Annotated in this window: 13 protein-coding genes and 1 pseudogene; 5 read left to right on the plus strand and 9 right to left on the minus strand. The window is 71.8% G+C overall.

The window, feature by feature from the left end; genetic code table 11:
* Window positions 1–49: 49 nt before the first annotated feature.
* The 3 genes and pseudogenes from WBG99_RS06380 to WBG99_RS06390 form a co-directional block, all read right to left on the minus strand.
* Window positions 50–1,488, minus strand: a pseudogene (locus WBG99_RS06380) (NAD-dependent succinate-semialdehyde dehydrogenase).
* Window positions 1,485–4,388 (minus strand): FAD-binding and (Fe-S)-binding domain-containing protein, encoded by a 2,904-nt coding sequence (locus WBG99_RS06385; protein WP_338895376.1) that lies wholly within the window; start codon window positions 4,386–4,388, stop codon window positions 1,485–1,487. The pseudogene WBG99_RS06380 and the gene WBG99_RS06385 overlap by 4 nt, the downstream one beginning before the upstream one ends.
* On the minus strand, window positions 4,385–5,653 hold the full coding sequence (locus tag WBG99_RS06390) for an aminotransferase class III-fold pyridoxal phosphate-dependent enzyme (RefSeq protein WP_338895377.1): 1,269 nt from the start codon (window positions 5,651–5,653) through the stop codon (window positions 4,385–4,387). Before WBG99_RS06390 ends, WBG99_RS06385 begins: the two co-directional genes overlap by 4 nt.
* Window positions 5,654–5,991: 338 nt before the next feature.
* Here WBG99_RS06390 and WBG99_RS06395 point away from each other — a divergent pair, with 338 nt between their 5' ends.
* A complete protein-coding gene (locus WBG99_RS06395) occupies window positions 5,992–7,566 on the plus strand; it encodes a PucR family transcriptional regulator ligand-binding domain-containing protein (RefSeq protein WP_338900244.1) in 1,575 nt (524 codons plus the stop codon).
* A 49-nt stretch (window positions 7,567–7,615) separates the two neighbouring features.
* Window positions 7,616–7,771, plus strand: coding sequence for a hypothetical protein (locus tag WBG99_RS06400; RefSeq protein ID WP_338895378.1), 156 nt, complete (start codon window positions 7,616–7,618; stop codon window positions 7,769–7,771).
* On the opposite strand, the gene WBG99_RS06405 is transcribed toward WBG99_RS06400, so the two are convergent.
* Window positions 7,752–8,567, minus strand: coding sequence for a VOC family protein (locus tag WBG99_RS06405; protein ID WP_338895379.1), 816 nt, complete (start codon window positions 8,565–8,567; stop codon window positions 7,752–7,754). The two genes, WBG99_RS06400 and WBG99_RS06405, sit on opposite strands and share 20 nt — an antisense overlap.
* Before the next feature lie 195 nt (window positions 8,568–8,762).
* On the opposite strand from WBG99_RS06405, the gene WBG99_RS06410 reads away from it, so the two are divergent.
* Entirely contained in the window at window positions 8,763–8,960 is a 198-nt protein-coding gene (locus tag WBG99_RS06410) for a hypothetical protein (protein WP_338895380.1), read from the plus strand.
* 189 nt (window positions 8,961–9,149) lie between these two features.
* Window positions 9,150–10,811 (plus strand): serine/threonine-protein kinase, encoded by a 1,662-nt coding sequence (locus WBG99_RS06415; RefSeq protein ID WP_338895381.1) that lies wholly within the window; start codon window positions 9,150–9,152, stop codon window positions 10,809–10,811.
* On the opposite strand, the gene WBG99_RS06420 is transcribed toward WBG99_RS06415, so the two are convergent.
* A complete protein-coding gene (locus WBG99_RS06420) occupies window positions 10,757–12,328 on the minus strand; it encodes a hypothetical protein (protein ID WP_338895382.1) in 1,572 nt (523 codons plus the stop codon). The two genes, WBG99_RS06415 and WBG99_RS06420, sit on opposite strands and share 55 nt — an antisense overlap.
* 649 nt (window positions 12,329–12,977) lie before the next feature.
* Here WBG99_RS06420 and WBG99_RS06425 point away from each other — a divergent pair.
* Complete coding sequence (locus WBG99_RS06425; protein WP_338895383.1) at window positions 12,978–13,916, plus strand: alpha/beta hydrolase; 939 nt, start codon at window positions 12,978–12,980, stop codon at window positions 13,914–13,916.
* A gap of 82 nt (window positions 13,917–13,998) precedes the next feature.
* Here WBG99_RS06425 and fxsT read toward each other — a convergent pair whose 3' ends face one another.
* From fxsT to WBG99_RS06445, 4 genes are read right to left on the minus strand one after another with little or no spacing between them, the layout of a single operon-like run.
* Window positions 13,999–17,991, minus strand: coding sequence for an FxSxx-COOH system tetratricopeptide repeat protein (fxsT, locus tag WBG99_RS06430; protein ID WP_338895384.1), 3,993 nt, complete (start codon window positions 17,989–17,991; stop codon window positions 13,999–14,001).
* The gene (fsxC, locus tag WBG99_RS06435) at window positions 17,988–18,716 is read right to left on the minus strand and encodes an FxsC protein (RefSeq protein ID WP_338895385.1); all 729 of its coding nucleotides are present in this window, start codon (window positions 18,714–18,716) and stop codon (window positions 17,988–17,990) included. Before fsxC ends, fxsT begins: the two co-directional genes overlap by 4 nt.
* The gene (locus WBG99_RS06440; RefSeq protein WP_338895386.1) at window positions 18,701–19,327 is read right to left on the minus strand and encodes a TIR-like protein FxsC; all 627 of its coding nucleotides are present in this window, start codon (window positions 19,325–19,327) and stop codon (window positions 18,701–18,703) included. Before WBG99_RS06440 ends, fsxC begins: the two co-directional genes overlap by 16 nt.
* 4 nt (window positions 19,328–19,331) lie before the next feature.
* Window positions 19,332–19,925, minus strand: a complete 594-nt coding sequence (locus WBG99_RS06445; protein WP_338895387.1) for a TIR-like protein FxsC — start codon at window positions 19,923–19,925, stop codon at window positions 19,332–19,334.
* Window positions 19,926–19,971: the final 46 nt, after the last annotated feature.

A 19,971-nucleotide genomic window follows, 5' to 3' on the forward strand; every position in this document is an offset into this window, starting at 1 on the left:
GTTCCGCGCGGTGCGCGACGGGGCGGATGTCAGGGCAGGACGGCCACCGTCATCGCACGGGCACCGCGAGGTACTGGTACTCCAGGAACTCGTCTATCCCCACCCGGCCGCCCTCACGGCCGAGCCCGGACTGCTTGACGCCGCCGAAGGGCGCGGCCGGGTTGGAGACGAGGCCGGTGTTGAGGCCGACCATGCCCACGTCGAGGCGTTCGCTGACGCGCAGGGCTCGGTCGAGGCCTTCGGTGAACACGTAGCCGACCAGCCCCCAGGGGGTGTCGTTGGCGCGGCGGACGACCTCGTCCTCGTCGTCGAAGGTGAGGATCGCCGCCACGGGGCCGAAGATCTCCGTGTCCATCAGGCGGCTGCCCGGGTCCACGTCCGCGAGCACGGTCGGCGGGTAGAAGCAGCCCGGCCCTTCGGGCGTACGGCCGCCGACGAGCACCCGCGCCCCGCGCTCCACCGCGTCGGCCACCAGGTCCTCGACCTTGGCGCGTCCGGCGCCGTCGATCAGCGGGCCGACATCGACGCCGCCCCGGGTGCCGGGACCCACGACCAGTGCGCCCATGCGCTCCGCGAGCCGCCGCCCGAACTCCTCCGCCACCGACCGGTGGACGAAGAAGCGGTTCGCGGCCGTGCACGCCTCGCCCATGTTGCGCATCTTGGCGAGCATCGCGCCGTCCACGGCCACATCCAGGTCGGCGTCCTCGAAGACGATGAAGGGCGCGTTGCCGCCCAGCTCCATCGAGGTGCGTACGACGGTGTCGGCGCACTGGGCGAGCAGCACCCGTCCGACCTGCGTGGAGCCGGTGAAGGACAGCTTGCGAATCCGCCCGCCGCGCAGGAGCGGTTCGCACACCTCCCCGCACGGGAGGTGGTGACGACGTTGAGCACGCCGTCGGGCAGCCCGGCCTCCTTGAGGATCGCGGCGAGGGCCAGGCTGGAGAGCGGGGTCTGCGGGGCCGGCTTGAGGATCATCGTGCAGCCGGCGGCGACCGCCGGGCCGATCTTGCGGGTGCCCATGGCGAGGGGGAAGTTCCACGGGGTGATCAGCAGGCAGGGGCCGACCGGGCGGCGGGTGAGCAGCATGCGGTTACGGCCGTCGGGCAGGATCCCGGCGCCGCCGTCGATGCGGACGGCCTCCTCGGAGAACCAGCGGAAGAACTCCGCCGCGTACGCCACCTCTCCCCTGGCCTCGGCCAGGGGCTTGCCCATCTCGGAGGTCATCAGGTGGGCGAGCTCGTCGGTGCGCTCCAGGATGATCTCGTAGGCGCGCCGCAGGATCTCGCTGCGCGCCCGGGGTGCCGCGCGGGCCCACGACTCCTGCGCGGCGACGGCCGCCTCCTCCGCGAGCCGGGCGTCCTTCGGGCCGGCGTCGGCGACGTGGCAGAGGATCTCGCCGGTCGCGGGGTCGTCGACGGGCAGGGTGGCGCCGTCCGCGGCGTCCACCCAGGCACCGCCGATGAACAGCTGGGTCGGTGTGTCGGTCATGGGGTCTCTCCTGGTCGGTCGGCGGCGGGGTCGAGCAGTTCCGCGAGGTGCAGGGCGCGGATGCCCCGCTCTCCGGCGAGATGGTCGATCTGGGTGGCGCAGCTGAAGCCGTCGGCCACGACGACACCCGGTGCGTCCTCGTCGAGGCCGTCGAGACGGGGCTTCAGCGCCAGGTCGGCGACGGCCATCGAGGTGGCGTAGTGCTGCTCCTCGAAGCCGAAGTTTCCGGCGAGTCCGCAGCAGCCCTCGGCCTCGTCGACCTTCCGCACGCCGAGGCGGCGCAGCAGGTCGCGGGGGCGGCGGCCGGCGAAGGTGGCGTACTCGTGGCAGTGGGTCTGCAGGACGACGTCGTCCGGCATTTCCGGGGGCGTCCAGTCCGGCGCGGCGAGGTCGGTGAGGGCGCCGGTGAGGGTGTGGACGCGGGCCGCGACGCGCCGGGCCGCGTCGGTGTCGAGGAGTTCGGGCACGTCACGTCTGAGCGCCGCGGCGCAACTGGGCTCGGCGACGACGATGGGCCGGTCGTCGCCGTCGTCCAGGCGGGCGACCGTACGGGCCATGACACGGCGGGCGACGGACAGTTGGCCGGTGCTGACCCAGGTCAGGCCGCAGCACAGGTCGTCCTCGGCCGTGCAGGGGAGGCCGGCGTCGGCGAGCACACGGCTCACGGCTCCGGCGACCTCGGGGCGGAAGGCGCGCGTGAAGCTGTCGACGAAGAGCAGCGCCTTGGGCGGCTCGGCCGTCCGCGCCGCGCGCAGGACCCCGCGCAGGGCGCGCCGGGAGGTGAAGGCGGGGATCCGGCGCCGCGTGGTCACACCGCCGAGGCGGGCGAGCAGTCTGCCGACCGGGCCGCGCAGCAGGGCGTTCACCGGCCGGGCCGCGTAGCCGGCGAGGGCGGAGGTCAGGGGCAGCCAGCCCAGCGAGTAGTGGGAGCGCGGCCTGAGCCGGCCCTTGTAGTGCTGGTGCAGGAACTCCGCCTTGTAGGTGGCCATGTCGACGCCGACCGGGCAGTCGCTGGAGCACGCCTTGCAGGACAGGCACAGGTCGAGGGCGTCCTTGACCTCGGCCGAGCGCCAGCCGTCCTGGACGGTCCCGCCCCGCACCATCTCCTGGAGCAGCCGGGCCCGGCCGCGCGTGGAGTCGTTCTCCTCGCCCGTGGCCCGGTAGCTGGGGCACATCACGCCGCCCGCGTCGCTGCGGCAGCGGCCGACGCCGACGCAGCGGCGCACGGCACCCGCGAAGCCGTCCTCGTCGTGCGGGAAGGAGAAGAGCGACTCGACGGGCAGCACGGCGGAGGGCGTGTGCAGCGCGAGATCGGCGTCCAGGGGCGCCGGGGCCACGATGACGCCCGGGTTCAGCAGCCCGTCGGGGTCGAAGACCTCCTTGAAGGCGGCGAACGCCTGGATCATCCGGTGGCTGTACATGGCCTCCAGCAGCTCACCGCGCGCCCGTCCGTCGCCGTGCTCGCCCGACAGTGTGCCGCCGTGCTCGACGACCAGGGCCGCCGCCTCGGTGAGGAAGCGGCGGGCCGCGGCCCGGCCGGGGTCCGTGGCGAGGTCGAAGTCGATGCGGACATGGACGCAGCCGGCGCCGAAGTGCCCGTAGAGCACACCGGTCAGGCCGTGTGTGGCCAGCAGCGTACGGAAGTCCCGCAGATAGCCGGGAAGGTCCTCGGGCGCGACCGCCGCGTCCTCCCAGCCGGGCCAGGACTCCCCGCCGTCGACGAGGCGGGCGGCGAGCCCGGCCCCGTCCTCGCGGACCCGCCACAGCGAGCGCCGCTCGGCCGTGCTCTCCACGACCCGCCCGCCGGTCGTCCGGCCCCGGGCCTTGAGCACGTCCAGCAGTTCGGCGGCGCGGGTGTTCACCGTGGCCTGGTCGTCGCCGTCGAGTTCCACGTACAGCCAGGCCCGCCCGTCGGGCAGCCCGGTGACGGAGTCGGGGCCGCGGCGTGCGCGCATGGTGGCGACGATCGCCTCGTCCATGCCCTCCACGGCGGTGGGGTTCCAGCGCAGGATCTCCGGGATGTCCTCGGCGGCGTCCACGACGTCGTCGTAGCCGAGGGTGAGCAGCGTCGCGGCCTGTGCGGTCGCCACCAGGCGGACCGTCGCGGCGGTGACGACCGCACAGGAGCCCTCGGTGCCGACCAGGGCACGGGCCACGTCGAACCCGTGCTCGGGCAGCAGGTGGTGCAGCTGGTAGCCGGAGACCTGGCGCGGGATACGGCCCAGTTCGGTGCGGATCGGCGCCAGGTTGGCGTCGATGAGCCGCCGTACGTCCGCTTCGAGCCGGGCGACGCGCCGCACGGCGTCCGGGTCGTCCGGGTCGGCGGCGCGCAGTCCGGTGCGGTCGGCGACGGCACGTACGCCGTCTGCCGTCACGATCTCCAGGGACTCGATGTGGCCGCCGGTACGGCCGTGCCGCACCGACCGGTTGCCGCAGGCGTCGTTGCCGATCATCCCGCCGAGGGTGCACCGGCTGTGCGAGGACGGATCGGGGCCGAAGTCCAGCCCGTACGGCGCGGTGGCGCCGCGCAGCGCGTCGAGGACCACCCCGGCCTCGACGCGCGCGGTGCGGGCCCGCGGGTCGATGTCGAGGATCCGGTTCATGTGGCGGGAGAAGTCCAGGACGGCGCCCGGCCCGACCGCGTTGCCCGCCATGCTGGTGCCGCCGCCGCGCGCGGTGACCGCAACGCCCGTCGCGCGGCAGGCCCGCACCACCGCGACCACGTCGTCGGCGGTACGCGGGAACACCACGGCGAGCGGCGGCACCCGGTAGTTGGAGGCGTCGTAGGCGTAGAGGCCGGTGGCGCCGGGGCCGGTCTCCACACGCAGTCCGGGAGCGGTCTCGGCGAGTCTCGCGACCAGCGGCTCCACGGTCGTGGCGGGCGCGGCGGTCTCCGTCATCGGTCCGACGCCCCTGAGGTGCCAGCCTCCACCGCGGTCGCCCACGCCTGAAGGCCCTCGTCGACCGCCGTCTCGTCGATCACCAGCGCCGGGATCATGCGCACGACCTGGTTCCAGGCGCCGCACAGCAGCAGGAGCAGTCCCTGGTCGACGGCGGCGCGCTGCACGCGGGCGGCGGTCTCGGGGTCCGGGCCGCCGTCCTCGGTGACGAACTCGGTGGCCAGCATCAGCCCCAGGCCCCGTACGTCCCCGATGCCCGGCGTCCGGTCGGCCACCGCCTCCAGGCCCTGGCGCAGCCGCGCGCCCATGGCCTCGGCGTTCTCGACGAGCTTCTCGTCGCGTACGACGTCGAGGGTGGCGCAGGCCGCGGCGCAGGCGACGGCGTTGGCGCCGTACGTGCCGCCCTGGGAGCCCGGCCACGCCTTGCTCATCAGCTCCTCGGGGGCGGCGATGCCCGACAGCGGGAAGCCACTGGCCAGGCCCTTGGCGGTGACGAGGATGTCCGGGGTGACACCGAAGTGGTCGTGGCCCCAGAAGCGGCCGGTGCGGCCCACGCCGGTCTGCACCTCGTCCAGGATCAGCAGGAATCCGTGGCGGTCCGCACGCTCCCGCAGGCCCTCCAGGAAGGCGCGGGTGGCGGGCACGTATCCGCCCTCGCCGAGGACCGGCTCGACGATCACCGCGGCCGTGTCGGCGGGCGAGGAGATCGTCTGGAGGGTGTAGTCCAGCTCCCTCAGGGCGAAGCTGGTGGCCGCCTCCTCGTCCCAGCCGTAGCGGTAGGCCGTCGGGAAGGGCGTGACGACCACGCCGCTCATCAGGGGCGAGAACCCGGACCGGAAGCGGGTGCCGGAGGTCGTCATGGAGGCGGCGGCGACGGTACGGCCGTGGAAGCCGCCGTGGCAGACCAGGACGTTCGGGCGGCCGGTGGCCTGCCGGGCCAGCCGCAGCGCGGCCTCCACCGCCTCGCTGCCGGAGTTGGTGAAGAACAGACTGTCGAGCCCGGCCGGCAGCACCTCACCGAGCTTCTCCACGAGCCGCCGCAGCGGCTGGTGCATGACGGTCGTGTACTGGCCGTGGACGAGCGTGGCCACCTGCTCCTGCGCCGCCGCCACCACCTGGGGATGGCAGTGTCCGGTGCTGGTGACGCCGATGCCGGCGGTGAAGTCGAGGTAACGGCGACCGTCCTCGCCGTAGAGGTGGACGCCCTCGCCCCGGGCCGCCACCACGGGGGTGGCCTGGCGAAGGTGCGGCGACAGTGCGGTCATGGTCGTCTCCCGGCCGTGTGTCGTGGTCTGCGTGACCTGGGTGGTCTGCTCCGGCATCCCGAGCATCCAGGCCGCCCGGGAACGCGACAACACGTGATGTGTCCGGCGGGGGCCCGGTGTTCGGACGTTGTGTCAACCTCGGGCGGCAGGACGGCGCGCGCTGCCCCGTACGCCCCGGTCGAAACATCTCTTGCGCAGGTCAGCGCGGCTTGTCAGAGTGACCGGGCAGGTAGGGAGTCACCGTGACCGAGAACCATCAGGCGCCACCGCCGCCACCGCCGGACTCCGGCGACCGGGGCGGCGCCGCGCCCGGCCGTCCCCCGACCGTCGCCGACGTTCTGGCGCTCCCCGTCCTGACCGCCGGGCAGCCGCAGGTCGTCACCGGCGTGAGCGGGCTCGACCAGCCCGTGCGCTGGGTCCACATCACCGAGCTGACCGACCCCGCCTCCTTCCTCAAGGGCGGCGAACTGGTCCTGACCACCGGCATGCCCCTGCCCGAGGAGCCGGCCGGCGTACGCCGCTACGTCGACGAGTTGGCCGACATCGGTGCCGCGGCCCTGGTCATCGAACTGGTCCGCCGCTACCACCGGCCGCCCGACGCCCTGGTCCACGCCTGCCGGGCCCGTGGGCTCCCCCTCGTCACCCTGGCCAAGGACGTCAACTTCCTGGAGGTCACCCAGGTCGTCCACGCCCTCATCCTGGGCAACCAGGCGGAGGTGATGCGCCGGACCCAGCGCGTCCACGAGGCGTTCACCGCCCTGACGCTGCGCGGCGCCGGACCGGAGGACGTCGTACGGGCCGCCGCGGAGATGAGCGGTCACACGGTCGTCCTGGAGAACCTGGTCCACCAGGCGCTGGTCTGCGAGCCCTCCGGGCACACGGTCGAGGTGGCGCTCACCGGCTGGGAACAGCGCTCCCGGGCGACACCGCCGGCCGACCGCACGGCCGTCTCCGGCCCCGAGAGCTGGCTGGTGGCGCCCGTGGAGTACCAGGGCGAACGGTGGGGCCGCGCCGTCATGCTGCCCGCTCCGCCCGGCCCGGGCGTCACTCGGTCCTTCGGCCCCGAGGACGTCACGGTCCTGGAGAGAACGGCGATGGCCCTCACCATCGCCCGCCTCATCCACCCCACGCCCTGGGAACGCGTCGCACACCGCAACGTCCTGCGCGACCTCGTGGAACAGCGCCACCTCTCCCCCGCCGACGCCGAGGCCCGGGTGGCCGCACTGGGCCTGCCCACGCGGGACTCCCGTTTCGTCGCGGTGCTGACGGACGTCCCGCGCGAGGACGACACGACGAAGGCGGAAGCCCTCCTGTCCGACGACCTCAGAACGAAGGGAGTCCAGGCCCTCACCGGCCTGCTCGGCCCGGCCCGCCTCGGCATCCTGCTGTCCCTGCGCCCCGACCAGCCGTGGCGGCCCGTCGTCGAGCAGCTGGGCCGCACCGCGCTGGGAGTCACGCCGGGTGCCGCGGTGAGCGTCGGCGGCGCGACGACGGATCTCCCGGAGGTCGCCCGCTCCTTCCGCGAGGCGATCCGCGTCGCCGAGGCGACCGAACCCGGCCGGCCGCTGCCCGCCGGACGCTCCTACCACGAACGGTCCGACATCGGCCTGCGCAGCCTCCTCTTCGCCCTCCGCGCGGACACCCGGATCCAGGACTACGCAGAACGCCGGCTCGGCCGGCTCGTCGACCACGACACCGCGCACGGCACCGACCTGCTGACCACCCTGCGCCACTACCTGGACGCGGCCGGCAACAAGACGGTCGCGGCCCGCCACGGCGGCCTCTCCCGGGAGACCGTCTACCAACGCCTGCGCACCATCGAACGCCTCCTCGACTGCGACCTCGAATCCGGAGGGCAGCGCACCGAACTCCACGTGGCCCTCACGGCACTTGACGTCCTGCGGGCCCGCTGAACCGCCGTGACGAGCCGCCCCCGCATGCGAGCGGCGCCCGGGGCCCGACGTGGACAGCACTTCCACCCGCCCCGGCCTTCTCGCCGGGCAGACCGCCGCCCCGCCCGCGTCCCGCACCGCGCTCCTGGACACCGCCGACGGTACGGCTGTCGAGTCGAAGGGCCGCCGAGTCCGCCGTGCGGAGATCAGCTCCGGGCCGGGGTGAGGAGGACGAAGTCGGCGTTCGACGGGTCGAGGCAGACCGCCAGGCGGCCGACGCCCTCCGCGTCCTCCGGTCCCATCTGCACACTGCCGCCGTTCTCGGTGACCCGGGCGACCGCGGCGTCGCAGTCGTCGACGGCGAAGACAGGGTGCCAGTACGGCCGCCCGTTCGCCAGGGCGAGGGCCTGCGCGCCGAGCTCCATGAGGCCGCCCTGCATGCGCTCCTCGGGAAGCCCGGTGGGTGTGATGAGGCTGTACGTACCTCCGCCGCCCGGCATCGGCATGTCGCCGAACTCCCAGCCGAAGATCCCGCCGTAGAACTCCTTGGCCGCCGCCGCGTCCGTCGTGTACAGCTCGGTCCAGGACAGCGAACCCGGCTCGTCCGCCAGCTCGAAGCCCGTGTTCTTCCCCGGCTGCCACACGGCGAACTGGCCCCCGAGCGGGTCGCTGTACTGCGCCATCCGGCCCCAGTCGCCGAGGTCCCTCGGTGCCACCCGCACCGTGCCACCCGCCCGCTCCACGGCCTGGGTCGTGGCGTCCGCGTCGGTGACGGTGTAGTAGATCATCCAGGCGGAACGGGCGCCCTCCTCGGTGAGCCGGCCGAGCCCTCCGACGACCTTGCCGTCCTTCCGGAAGGCTCCGCCTTCGCCTTCCGTCTCCTCCCCCTCGCCCGCGCCGTCGCTCATGGACTCGTACTCCCAGCCGAGCACCGCGCCGTAGAAGGCCGCCGCGGCCGGGACGTCGGGCGCACCGAGATCGAGCCAGCAGGGCGAGCCGGGAGTCAGGTCAGTGGTGATCACGAGGATTCCCCCTTCGCGTTCGCAGGTCCTGTGATGTCAGCCTGACACCCGACACTGACACCCGCCCGTCGGCGCCCACGCGTTCGGCGAGGCGGGCGGGGAACGTCTCGGGGTCCTCGACGTGGGTGACGATGTGGAACCGGTCGCACCGCCATGCGAAGCCGAGCCCGGGCCGGCTCGCCGTGGGCTTGCCCCGTGAAGGACTACGGCATCCCGGGCATCCCGGACAGAGCCGCCCCGGACGGCATCGTCCCGGACGGCAGTTCGAACTCCGCCGCCTCGAACGGCTTGCCCACCCACGCCGAGCGGCGGGCCCGGGGGCAGAGGTCGAGAATGTCGACGGTGGCGCAGGCATCGCTCGACCTCGGCGATCAGCTCGTCCACTCTCGCTGAGGGCGCACGCGCGACACGGGCGACACGGGCGCGGGGCACGGGGCCGTCAGCCGTGGGGTCCACCGTCACGACGCTGCGCCGAACCACCGCTCACGCCCCCTCGTGGGCCGGTCCGCCTGCCCGGCTCCTGCCGAGGGCCGGTTAAGGTGACCAGGCGAATCGAACGTACGCAGGGCTGGCGGAGGACACGTGGTGTCGGACGTAGGACGGCTCATCGCCGGGCGCTACCGGCTCACGGAGCAGATAGGCCGCGGCGGCATGGGCACGGTGTGGCGGGCCGGGGACGAGGTCCTCGACCGCCAGGTCGCGGTGAAGCGGCTGCATGTGCAGCCGCATCTGTCGCCCGACGACCTGGTCACCCTGTACGAGCGCACCCGCCGCGAGGCCCGCAGCGCGGCCCGGATCGCGCACCCCAACGTGATCGTCGTCCATGACGTCGTCGACGACCATCTGGGCGACGCCGAAGGCGGCACGGGTGACGGCCGGCCCTGCATCGTCATGGAGTACGTCCCGGCGCCCACGCTCGCCGATCTCCTCACCGACGGCCGGACCCTCCCGCCCGAGGAGGCGGCTCGGGTCGGTCTGGGCATGGTGGCCGCGCTGCGCGCCGCACACGCCGCCGGCGTACTGCACCGCGACGTCAAGCCCGGCAACGTCCTGCTCGGCGCCGAGGGCCGCGTCGTGCTCACCGACTTCGGTATCGCGATGACCGCCGACGCCTCGACCCTGACCAGAACCGGCGAGATGGTCGGCTCCATCCACTACATGGCCCCGGAGCGGATCCGCGGCCAGAAGCCGGGCCCGCCCTCGGACCTGTGGGCCCTGGGCGCGACCCTCTACCAGGCGGTGGAGGGCCGCCCGCCCTTCCGCCGCCTCACGGCGATGGAGGCCGCGTACGCCATCGCCGTCGACCCCCTGGAGCCCATGAAGCAGGGCGGCGCCCTGGAACCGCTCGTCGAGGCGCTCCTCGCCAAGGACCCCGCCGACCGTCCCACGACCGCGCAGACGGAACGGGCGCTGCGCGCCGTGGTGTCCGGAGCGGCCACGATCGCCCTGCCGGTGCCGGGACCCGGGCACTCCTTCGGCGAGGATCCGTCCCCCGGGGGCTCGCCGGCCGACCGGGGAACCGGTCCGGCCGCGGATCGGCGGTCGCAGCGCGACGGTGGCCGAGCCGGGGCGGGCCGGGGTGGCTCACCGGCCGACGCGGGCCCGGGGGCGGACCGTTCCACGCGTCCGGGCCGGGGCAGGCGCCGGGCCCTCCTCCAGGTCGCCGTCGCCGTGACCGTGGCCGCCGCGATCGTCGGGGCGGCGCTCTACACGGGGTCGGACCCCGACGGGGAGTCCGCATCGCCGAGCGGCGGAAACTCGGCCGGGCCCGCCCCGTCCCCCTCCCCCTCCCCCGTCCCCGTCGGCTTCCACCTGGTCACGGACCAGAGCCTCGGGGTCTCCTTCCCCGTCCCGGACGGCTGGAAGGCGGGCAGGCGGACGGCCGAGCAGGTCACCTACACGGACCAGGCCGGCCTGGTCGAGCTCACGATCGGCGTCGTGGACCCGGCCGGTTCGCACCCCATGGCCCACTTCGAGGACATCGAGGCGAACACCAAGGTCAACTACCCGACGTCGTACCGAAGACTGCGCATGCAGCGGACCACCTTCCGTGGGCAGCCGGCGGCCGTCTGGGAGTTCACCTTCCACGGGCGGGCCCGAGCCTTCCGCGCCATCGACCTCGGATACGGCCGCGAAGGCGAACGGGAGTACGACATCTATCTGTCGGCCCCGGACACCGAATGGGACACTCACCGGCCGGTCTTCGACAAGGTCAGGGACGGCTTCGCCGCGGGCGTCTCCTGAGACCCGTCCCCCTTCTCCTCGACGACGCCGTCACCCCGCTGCCCGTCGGCGCCGACCGTGGGCGCCACATGGAGTCGGAACCCCGGGGCCTGACGGGTCGGCCACCCCAGGGCGAAATCGGGAGGCCTGCCGCCCGGTGCGACGAGCGCGGCCACGGGGATGCGCTCGGCGGTGCGCAGGATGCCCTCCCGGGTGGCGTTAGCGTTGTTGCCGTGGGTGTGGGCGGAGGCGCAGCCGGCGTAGTACGCGATGGGGATGGAGAAGTCACCGGTCAGCAGGCAGGGCGGCCGTACGCCGAGGCGCCGTAGTTCGGCGGCGGTGCGGTCCCAGTTGCGATGGGACGCGGTGCTGCGCTCGACGGTGCGCGTCAGCACCACGAACTGCACCGCCAGATGCCCGACGAGCCCCAGCACCACGACCGCCCCGACGACGGGCCGCCACGCCCCGCCCGGCCCCGTGACGAGGTCGAGCAGCGCGTCGGCGACGGGAAGCGCGAGCAGGGCGTACGCGGGCAGCATGAAACGGGGCGCGGCGTATCCGATCAGGAACAGGTACGGGACGGCGGCCGTGGTGGCGCAGACCAGCAGCACCGATGTGGCTGTCGCCCTCCCGGCCCGGAGCGCGACGGCCAGCGCGAGCGCGGCCAGCACCGGCAGCACGAACCACCACGCGATGACCGCCGGGTTCGGCAGATCGCCGGTGCACGGACGGCACAGCGTGCGCCCCACCAGACTGCGCAACTGATCGTCGACCGCGATGTTCCAGCCCAGCCCGCCCTGAATCCGGGACGCGTCCGCCAGCCGCTGTGCCAGCCCGCCGTACTGGGCGTACGCCTCGACGACCCACGCCCCCGCCCCGGTGCCCAGCCCGGCCGCCATCGCCACGAGCAGCCGGGGCCGGCGCCACCGTCGTGCGCCGACCAGGAGCGCGAACAGCGGAAGGGTCACCCACACCGCGTCCGTGGGCCGCATCCAGGCCATCAGCGCGGTGCCGGCGCCCGCCCCCCACAACGCCGCCCGGTCCGAGGGATCGTTCCGCACCCGGAGAAAGCACCCCGCGCAGCCGAGCGCGCCGAACGCGACCCAGTGGTTGGGCATGGCCTGCGGCCCGTAGAAGAGGGTCATCCACAAGGACGCGAACAGCGCGCCCCCGAGCGCCAGCACCCGTACCGGGAACAGTCCCCGCCAGACGCGCAGCGCGAGGTAGAGCCCCAGACCGGACAGCACCGCCAGATAGACCCGCAGCAGGACGGTGGACGAGGACCACGCCGCGATCGGCGCGACCAGCAGCGGCACCCCGCGGGCGCGTGGCGCGCTGAAGAACGCCGCCGGCGCCTGCGGGCTGACCTGGCTGACGTACACCGTCTCGTCCCAGCCGAGCCCCATCCCCGGTGGTACGAGCAGGAGTTGGGCCAGGGTGAAAGCGCCCGCCACGGCGGCGACGGGCGCGAGGAACGGCGCGGCCCGCACGGCCACGGGCGTGACGACCGGCGCGGCGTCCGAAGAGCTGATCCGCATGACCCATCCCCTGAACTCGGGCAAAAAGCCTGTAAAGCTATAAAAGGATGAGATATTCGCTATCGATCGCCGATACGGCGCACCGGCCCACGAGCCCCCCTCACCCGCCCGGCCCAGCACCGCGGTGAACGGCTACCACCGGCCCACGCGCGGTTCCCTCACCCGGTTCGGGGTACCCGTCCCGCATCCGGAGCGGGTCGTGCACGCGGTGCCGGACCACAGCCGCGAAGATCGGCCGACAGCCAGGGAGCGCCCGGGCCATCGGCCACGCCGTGTACACCGCCTCGAACCGGCGGACGGAACGTGGGGCGCGCCACTTCCGGAACGTCAGCGTCCGTCCTGGTCCGTACGGGTGGTCGCGCCCTCACCCACGTGCCGGGCACCGCCCGGATCCGGAGACCGCCCCACATGCGCGGTGACGCCGTTTGTCCCACGGCTCACTCGTCCACCAGGATTCCCTCCTCGTCCGGCGACCCGTGGCGCGGTGGACTACCTTGGGGCGTGAACAGCCGAGCGGCCCACGTCTACCCAATTCTTGCCACATGAAGCCAGAACGGCTGAGCAGCTACTAGGAGCGGGACCTCCCATGCGCAATGCTGGGAGGTCCCGCGCTTCCAGTCCACAGCCGCTGGCAACGGGAGGGCATCGGGTGGTCAAGACAGTGAAGACACCGTCCGGGCGGACGATCGCCTACGAGACATGGGGCGATCCCGACCCGGAAGCACATCCGGTGTTTCTGCTGCACGGAACTCCCGGAAGCCGACTCGGCCCGCGACTGCGCACCTTCGATCTGCACAAGCTCGGCGTGCGCCTCATCGCCTACGACAGGCCGGGGTACGGCGGCTCCGACCGCCAGGAGAAACGCACGGTCGTCGACGCGGCCGAGGACGTCGACGCCATCGCCCAGGACCTGGACCTCAAGCAGTACTCCGTGGTGGGCAGATCGGGCGGCGCGCCCCACGCGCTGGCCTGCGCGGCCAAGAACATCGGCAGCCAGGTGGTGAGTGTCGCCGCGCTGGTCTCCCTCGCCCCGCCGGACGCCGACGACGACGGACTGGACTGGCTCAAGGGGATGTCGCAATCCAACGCGTCGACCTACGACCTGCTCGACCGCCACGCCCCCGACGTGACCGAACTGGGTGCGCTGCTGGCACGCAACGCCGAGACGATCCGTCGCGATCCCACCGTGTTCCTCGCGTCCCTGCGGCAGGAGATGCCGAACGTGGACCGGGTGATCGTCGAGGACGCCGGAATCCGCCAGCACCTCCTCGTCAACTACCTCTCCGCGGTGGGCCGGACGCAGGAGGGCGAGGGCTCGGCGGTCGATCCGCGCGCGCCCATGGGCTGGGTGGACGACCTGGTCGCGTTCCGCACGCACTGGGGGTTCGACCTCAAGGAGATCGACGGTTCGGTGCCGGTGATGCTCTGGCACGGCGAGCGCGACGTCTTCGCCCCGGTCGCCCATTTCCACTGGCTGGCCAGGAAGATCCCCTCGGCCAAGGCCGTACTGCAGCCGTCCGCGGCCCACTTCGCGGCGCTGCCCGCCCTGCCCCAGGTGCTCGCCTGGGCTCGCGACAAGGCCGGCTGACCACCAGCGCCCCCGCGCGTGCGGCCGTTGCCGGATCACGGCACCGGCCGCACCGCCGCAGCGGACTGCCGCGACGCACCGGCTAGATCGGGTGCGGTTCCAGGTCGAGACAGCTGAGGTTCCACTCCTGGAGGGCCAGCACACGGGGGTGCTCCCTGCCGATGCGCTTGCTGAGCGCGGCCAGCGTGTCGTTGTGCCTCTTGCGGGCCTCGTCGGCTCGGCCCAGTCGGCTCAGGACGACCGCGTGGTTGCCCACACAGGTCAGCGCCGACGGGTGAGTGGGCTCAAGAACCTCCTTGAGCAGTTCGAAGGCCTCGAAGCTGGTCGTACGGGCTGCTTCCCACTCGCCGAGCGCCGCCTCCGCGACGGCGAGGTTCGCACGGCAGATGAGTACATAGGGATGGTGCTCGCCGTTGAGGACGCGGAACCTCTCCTGCGACTCCCGCAGTGACTCCCGTGCCTCGGCGGCCACTTCGGGACGGATGGACTCGAGGTCGCCGAGCAGCAGGACCGCGTGGTTGACCGCGCAGGCCACGGTCTGGGAGTGGCCTTCCCCCAGGCTGTCCCTGAGGTCGCCCCGGACCCTGCGGATCAGGGTCAGGGCCTCGTCGACACGGCCCTGTGCGGCCATGTCTCCGGCAAGGCTCATCTCCAGCAGCAGCCGCTCCGAGGCCGATCCCTTCTCCCCCTCGGGCGTGCTTCTCAGCACATGGCGCACCAGTTCCTCGGCCTCCGCCGCCCGGCCCGCCCGGCGCAGCGAACCGGCCAGGCCCTTGGCCGTGTTGAGCACGGTCGGCGAACCCTGGGTGAGGCGAGGATTGCGCAGACAGCGCTCGTAGGCGCGCTTCAGCAGCGTGACGGACTCCTCGTAGTCACCGCAGTCACGCAGGTCACGGCCCAGGTTCACGGCCGACTCGATCGTCAGAGGGTGATCGTGGAGCTGGATCGCCTCCCGCAGCTCCAGCGTCCTGCGGTCGAGATCGCGGGCTCTGTGGTAGTCACCGGAGAGCCTCAGGGCGACGGCGAGGTTGTTGGCCGCGCTGAGGGTGCGTGCGTGGTCCTCGCCGTAGATCTGCTCGTACCTCTGGTACGTCTCCTCGTCGTAGCGCAGAGCCTCCGTCAGCCGGCCCAGACCTCTCAGGTCGGCCGCGATGCTGCTGGTGGTCATGAGGATGTGCTGGTCGTCCACGTCGTCGAGTACGGCGAGCTGGCGCTCCAGGACTTCCTGGTCCAGGGAGAGGGACTCCTCGTATCTGCCCTGGGCGCGCAGGATGTTGGCGATCTGGAAGCGCATGTGCAGCGTCCAGCGTTCGTCCGGGGAGCCGTCCGCGGACCAGGCGGCCACCCGTCGGGAGCTGTAGTCCATGGCCTGGGCCAACTCGCCCCGGCGGCGCAGTTGGCGCACCCGGTCGACGAAGAGTTCCTTGATGCCCTCGTCGGGAGCGGTCTCGGCCCACGGTGTGCCGAGATGTGGCCAGATGATGCGGTACTTCTCCCAGGTGTTGGGGTTCTCGGGGTCGTCCCCGCTCGGCCTGGCCGCGATCAGCGAGCGGTAGACGACCTCTTGCGCCGCCTCGCGCTCCGCCTCGGTCATCTCCTCCCGCATGGCGATCTGCATCATGCGGTGCACGGTCACGCTCCGCGCCTTGCGGTCCACCGTGACCAGGGAGAACTTGCTCAGCTCCTTGTACGCGCGGGAGACGATGCGCACCCCGCCCAGCGCCCGGGAGACCTCGAAGCCCTCCAGCAGGTCCATGGAGATCGGCTCGGGGCTGTAGTACGAGCAGATCTGCAGCAGCCTCACCGCTGCCGGGAAGTTCTCCTTCAGCTGCCCGAGGGCGAACTCCCAGGTGTTGGTGCTGGACTTGACGACCTCCCCGACCGTGTCCGCGGCCGGGGCCCCGGTGGCCTGGGGCTGGAGCTGCTTGATGTAGCTGCGGACGTCGACCCTGGTCTGCTCGATGTAGGCCGCGGCCCGTTCGATGGCGATCGGCAGGTCGCCCAGGGCGTCCGCGATCTGGTCGGCCTCCGTCCAACCGCAGTCGGGCAGACGGCTGTGCAGGTGGGTGATGCTCTCGTTCCGCTCGAACACGGGGACGTCGACGATGTCCACGAAGCGGCCCCAGCCCTCGGAACGCTGGCTGGTGATCAGGATGTGTCCGGTCCGACCGTCCATCATGAACTCGGGGAGGTAGTCCGCCTCCGTGACGTTGTCCAGGATCAGCAGCCAACTACCGTAGGGATCACCCTGGTTGAGGGTCTCGTACACCGTCTTGGCCGTGTCGGTCGGATTCGTCCGCTCCGGCAGACCGAGCCTCTCGGCCATGCCCGCGTACTGCTCGACGGCCAGGATCTGCTGTTCGGCCTGGATGTGCCAGACGACGTCGTAGTCGCTCTTGTAGCGGTACGCGAACTCCTGGGCCAGCAGCGTCTTGCCCACCCCGCCCATGCCCTTGAGCACGAGGGCACGGGTGTCCTCCTTCCACAGCTTCTCCCGGATGCCTTCCAGGAGTTCTGTACGGCCGGTGAAGGACGAGGTGCGCAGCGGGACCGAGAAGACCGGCGGCTCGGCCCCCGGATAGCGCGGCACCCTCCGCTCGCCGCCCGTGAAGTGGCTGTGGGCCAGGGACTCCGCCGTCCTGCCGAAGCTGCTCAGCAGCGCCTCACGGCCCACCTCGCCGGTGTAGCAGCGGGTCATGTCGGCGAGCTGTTCGGTGAAGGGCGCGTCCAGCGACAGCTTCCGGTCTACCTGCATCGAGACCAGCTGATGGGCCCGCCGGTCGCCCTCCGCGTAGACCGCCTCCCAGGTCGTGCGGAAGCGGGACGACCTGAGGTAGGCCTTGGAGAAGACGACCAGGGTGTGCGATGCCGACTCGACGCCGCGTTCGATCTCCTCCCTCAGCAGGGTTCCCTCGGTCGTGCCCTCCTGCGCGAGGTGCACCTTGAAACCGGACTGCTCCAGGACCGCGCCCGCCCAGTTGGCCCAGCTCCGGTCCTGCGGGACGAAACTGACGTACACGTCGGAGATGCGCGGCGGGCGGTGGCGGGTGTACCGGTCCAGGGTGTCGCGACGCAGCGACTCGTCCATACGGGGCATGGACTCGACCTGGCCGTCCGTGATGACCGTGGTGAGTCTTTCGTAGGCGGCGAGCAGGCTCTTGGGGTCACCGGGCTGCTCGCGGAACGGGGCGAGCGTCTCCTCGTAGGAGTAGATGGGCCGGTAGGGGATCTCCACGCTGCCCCAGTAGTCCTCCGGGTCCCGGTCGGTGATGTGCTTGCGCACGATCCGGTCGAAGCGGTACTGGATCTGCCCCCGGGCGGCGTCCAGCCGGTCCGCCTCGGCGTTCTCCACCCTCATGGGGACGGGCAGGATCCGGATGTCCCGGTTGCCGTACATCCCGTCGATGCGTTCGGCGACGCCGGCCGCGCCCTCGATGCTCTGGCTGCTCGGGGTGAAGCAGGTGACCAGCGTGTGCGGCAGATTGACGGTGCAGATGTCGGAGATGTCGTTGAGGCCGGTACGGCTGTCGATGAGGACGTAGTCGAAGTTCTCGACGAACTCGCGCTTGAGCCCTTCCAGGAACCGGGTGGCCAGGGGGCCGTCCATGAAGGGCTTCCAGTCGAACTGCGAGAAGGCCGAGAGATAGCCCTTGTTCTTCGTGCCGGCCGGGAGGTAGTAGAGCTGGCCGCCCGCGGGGAAGTCCCAGTCGACCTGGATGAGGCAGCTGTTGAGGGAGATCCCGTCGGCAGCCCAGGAGTCGACCCCGGAAGCCGGTGCCTCGGAACCCGGTTCGATCTGACGCCCCTGCTCCATGAAGTTCGAGGTCTGGAGCATCAACTGCGTGGAACGGCTTACCAGTTCGAGGACGCCCGGGGTGGTGCGCAGCTGACCGTCGCTCAGGAAGGGGTGCAGGAAGCGGTCCAGGCCCGGCGCGTCGAGATCCCAGTCGACCACCAGGACGCTCTTGCCCGAGGAGGCCAGGATCCAGGCCGTGTTGGCGAGCGCCATCGTCCGCCCCGTACCGCCCTTGTACGAGTAGAACGTGATGATCCTGCCAGCATCCTCGCCGGTCATGGCCTGCCCTCCACGCGACGTCCGTCGCTCGATGCCCCGTCGTCCCGTCCGGCGACGGGCCGCCCGGGCAGGTCCGCACCGGATTCCGGAACATCCCGGGCGCCTGTCCCGCTCCGGGACAATTGCGAATGAATGTACCGCAGATAGCGAATCTTGGTTGCCTCGGCCAGCTCACCGAACCAGCGGGTGAAGACATCCGCCCCGGCGAGACCACGGACCGCTTCCTGTTCCCCGGCCCGGCCCTCGCTGAGGAAGCGCGGAAAGTTCGCCGCCAGCAGCCCACGCAGCCGATCGGACTGCTCCTTGGTCTGCAGATCGTCGCCCGCCAGGGTACTCAGCACCGCCGTCCACGGACGCCGGGCCCTGTCGAACTCCCGTGCCTGGCTTGCCATTCGGGGATTCTCCAGCGCCCAGGGGTCCACCACCAGGATCCAGGGGGCCGTCGGGATCTCCGTGCTCCTCAGCTCCGCCTGCGTCTTGTGAAAGGGCAGCACGGTGGGCTCGAAGCCGAGATTGCGGGCCAGGGCCTCCATCTGTTCGACCAGGGGACCCACTGCCTGCCCGTAGGGCCGCCAGTCGTCGACACGTGGTCCGTAGCGTGTGTTGTCCCGGCCTACCGGTAACTGTTCCTCGGTCGGGGCGAGCACCGTGATGTGCAGCGGGGAGGCGAAGGGAGGGTCGGCGAAGGCGTCGTCCAGCCCGGCCAGCGTCACCGGCTCGGGCACCCTCCCCCGCCGGCGGGCGTCCGCGGCTGCCCGGGCACCGTGGCCGCCTGGTCGACGATGCGCTGGGCGAGCCAGTCGGTCACCTGGGCGACCTGGGAGGCGACCTGGGCCGCCGCGTGCTCGTCCTCCGGGTCCGGCCGTTCGGTCAGGTCGAGCAGCTGGTCCAGCAGCCGGTGCAGCCCCACGGAGGCGTAGTTCTCGGCTGCCTCGCCCATCCCTTCCGGCACCTCGGGGTACTGCTCCTTTACCCTCTTGGGCAGCGACGTGGGCGAGTACGGGGTCCACAGCACCGGGACGATGCTCGGCCTTGCGCCCTGAGCGGCCCCCTGGGTGACGGCGGTCCACTGGCGCCCGCACTGCGGGTTGCTGAAGTACCTTTTCGAGTACAGCGGAACGAAGACCTGGCAGTCCAGAAGCGCCTTGATCGACCTTTCCCCGGGGGCACCGGGCCGCTCGACGTAACCCGCCTCCTCCCGTGACACTCGCGCGTGCCGCGCCACTTTCGCGCACAGTTCGTCGAAGAACTGGAAAACCAGACGATTGGGGTCCTGCGAAATGTCCCGGTGTCGGGGAGCAGGGACCCGCGCATAGCTCATGAAGAACATCGGCATCCCGCTATTCCCCCTCGAAGACGTTCCGGAGGTCTTTGAACAGCTCCACGTCGCACGGTTCAAGCCTGGTCTGCTGAGCCACGTTGACGATCATCTGGGCGAGTTCCCACACGATGCTGCGGTACTTGGCGTGGCGGCCCGCCTGCTTCAGTCCGTAGAGACCGGACTGCAGGTAGTCCTTACCCAGATCGGGGTGGGCGTACTGCACCTTCGCCGCCACGGGCGGCAGTGTCAGATGCTGTGTCCCCACCCAGAGGACGGGGATGATCGCGTTACCCGTGTACGGCCGGGTACGGAGCTGTTCCTCCTGACGCCGCGCGAAGGCGTCCCATTCCCTTCCGCACCATTCCCGCCTGAAGTACCGGCTGTTGTAGATAGGTACGAAGACCCGGCAGGTGGCCAGGGCCTGTTTGAGTCTGTTCTCCCAGTCGGCGCCGACCCCCATGCGCTGGTCGAGGAATCCGGGCGATTCCTCTCCGTCGTGGTCGGTCAGCTGCATGATGGCGCTGCATAACTGGCCGTGGAACTGCTCCAGCGCCACATCCGACTGGTCTTTCCTCGGCCGTTCCCCCGTCATAGGGGTCCGGGCATAGCTCATGAAGAACACATACGGATCGGAGGAAACCGTCGACCGGGTCGCCTCA

Source organism: Streptomyces sp. TG1A-60 (assembly GCF_037201975.1).
Taxonomy (GTDB): domain Bacteria; phylum Actinomycetota; class Actinomycetes; order Streptomycetales; family Streptomycetaceae; genus Streptomyces.